The following is a 2466-nucleotide window of genomic DNA, read 5'->3' as shown; positions in this document are numbered from 1 at the left end:
TATTCTTTTACTTCTTTAATTTCATTATTTTGTTCTGCTGTAGCTTCTCCGAATCCTTTTTCTCCTCTTTCTGTTTCACTCAATTCTTCTACCAAAGTAGGTTCTAATATAGAACAAGGAACAATGACTAACTGAGCAAATGGTTCATCTGTAGTATATACTGTAGGAATAGCATCTGTAGTTACTTTAAATTTAGCCATTAACTCTCCACGATAATCAGAATCAATCACTCCAATACCATTACACATAATAATAGATCTTTTAGAGATAGATGATTTCATACAGATAAATCCAACATATCCTTCAGGAATTTCTACAGCAATATCAGTGTGATATACTAGTACTAACTTGCCACTATTATCTACTTCTTGAGTAATACGAGTAGTATATAGATCTAATCCCGCACTGCTACTAGTAGCTCTAATAGGCAACTTACCTTCAGATTTTTTAATCTCTTCTGTGCCGTCTTCTTTCTTTACTGAGTAATCTAACTTTTTAAATTTCAACTGTTCCATAATTCTTTTTCTACTTTTCTATAACCTTCTTCTAAAACTTCTACTATCTCTTTAATTATTTCATTCTTAATTGTATCAACATTAAGACCTTGTGTAACTTCTTTAGAGTGTACGATTCCGTGAGTAACACCTTCTTCGTTTTTACGTATGAAGTGAACGTATAAAGTAGGATTACCGATACGATTTTTATTTACATCTATATCCTATGTTTCCCACCAAATAGCTTCTAAATTATTCATCTTGTTCAATATCTTTTGTATTAATACTAATTGCTTTACCATGATGAAATCCCCAATCTAAGAATACTGTATTACAAAGTACATGATCTATATGAGGTAGTCCACTTTCAGGATCTATTAATTCTCCTTTATCTATAGCAGTAAGATGTCTTAGTAATGCTGCTTTATATCTTTTCCAAAAATCTGGAAGGTTTTGCCAACTGTTATCTGAGTATTTCTGAGCTCCGTAAGTAAGTACCTTACCAATATTCTCAACTACATCTAATGGAATCAGATCCATTCTTACTTTACCACAATCATATTTCTTACCATCATTCTCCATCTTCAATATACTTATTAGTTAAACAATTGTACAATCCTTTTATCTGTAGCTGTCTAGTTTCAATGCTGTCTGTATCTTTCAACTTAGCTAAACCTTCTAGAATATCATCCATGAATTCATTGTATGTTAAGGAATAGTTATTGATCTTCTTATCTGCAACTTCCATTAACTCTTTTAACTCTTCACTGATCTTAGATCCAAATTGTTTAACGTTGTTTTTCTCAAATTCCCATAGAGCTAATGAATCTTCTTTACTCTGTCTTTCCATATTCTTTCATTACTTTAATAAAACATCCAGCAGCCCAGCCAACTAAATACGCATACCCTTCGTTACCACCACCTGAGAATTCTTCTCCATTCATACCTGTAACTTCAAAGTAATAATCAGTTATGTGAACTGATTCGTGTGCTATATGCGTACCATCTAATTCATCAGGTCTATATATTATGCAAATAATACCCATCTCAGAACTACTGTTTAACATAACCGGTCTACATTCTGCAATAACATCTCCGTCATACGCCTTTAACATTTCTTCTTCAGCTTCTTTTCGTATTTTATCGAAACCTGGTAATAAGTTGTATATAGTGAATTTCTTTAATATTGTGTATACATCTTCTTCCTTTTCTATTATAGCTATCCAAAATGTTCTAGGATATATATTATCAAACTTTCTTAGTATCATATTCTTAATAGTCTACTGTCATTAATTGCTATATACATCTGTATATTGTTAAGTAATACAGGATCAAAGTAAATAGAATCTAACCAGTGAATCTTATAATTAGGTGTTAAGCATTCTTCAATAAACTGTCTCATTTTGTTTCTTTATATCTCTTTTTTAATTTAAGTTTAAATAAGTAAGCAAACATAATATCTTTAGTATCTTCATCATTTGACATTACTTCTTTAGCAAACTTAAATGGACTATTGCATATTACTTCTATAACAGGATAAGGTAAATTATATTTGTTTGCCAGACTTGAGTAAATTGATATCTTTTTTTGCTGTTGCATTTATATAATATTCACTAGTTTCTAACTCTGTTAAAGATTCTCTGATAGTATTAGGTCTAATAGAATTTATTATTACTACAATATCAGATTCATCTAAATCGCGATTTCTATATAATATATCAGATAACTTTTTAATTTCTTTGTTAGAGTAAGGTTTCTTCGGAACGAAAGAAGTTAATTTTAAATTAGAACGTAAGTTAAAAAGATGTCTAAAATATCGTACTAACCTATTACTTCTATTCTCTACATGTACTATATGCCCATTGTCAAAGATCATATAGAAATGTTTATTATTTATTTTATTATTCATTTACTCTTAGTATTAACGTTATTTGCACCCTCTCTTTGATTATCTCTGGAATTCGTATCTTAT

At 29.9% G+C, this 2466-nt stretch carries 5 protein-coding genes; all 5 read right to left on the bottom strand.

Translation table 11 applies throughout. The features are described 5' to 3' along the window. Window positions 1-515: dUTP diphosphatase (locus GH664_RS22395; RefSeq protein ID WP_153163814.1), on the bottom strand; the 515-nt coding region annotated here is incomplete at its 3' end. 231 nt (window positions 516-746) lie between these two features. Then, window positions 747-1076, bottom strand: a complete 330-nt coding sequence (locus GH664_RS22390; RefSeq protein ID WP_194270476.1) for a dATP/dGTP diphosphohydrolase domain-containing protein — start codon at window positions 1074-1076, stop codon at window positions 747-749. After that, the gene (locus GH664_RS22385; protein WP_153163817.1) at window positions 1066-1344 is read right to left on the bottom strand and encodes a hypothetical protein; all 279 of its coding nucleotides are present in this window, start codon (window positions 1342-1344) and stop codon (window positions 1066-1068) included. The genes GH664_RS22390 and GH664_RS22385 overlap by 11 nt, the downstream gene beginning before the upstream one ends. Next, entirely contained in the window at window positions 1328-1762 is a 435-nt protein-coding gene (locus GH664_RS22380; protein ID WP_153163816.1) for a hypothetical protein, read from the bottom strand. The genes GH664_RS22385 and GH664_RS22380 overlap by 17 nt, the downstream gene beginning before the upstream one ends. Before the next feature lie 130 nt (window positions 1763-1892). Further along, window positions 1893-2093: a hypothetical protein gene (locus tag GH664_RS22375; protein ID WP_153163815.1), complete on the bottom strand. Its 201-nt coding sequence runs from the start codon at window positions 2091-2093 to the stop codon at window positions 1893-1895. Window positions 2094-2466: the final 373 nt, after the last annotated feature.

It is taken from the genome of Thauera sp. 2A1, assembly GCF_009469595.2.
Classification (GTDB): domain Bacteria; phylum Pseudomonadota; class Gammaproteobacteria; order Burkholderiales; family Rhodocyclaceae; genus Thauera.
This window is presented reverse-complemented; position numbering and strand designations above follow the sequence as displayed.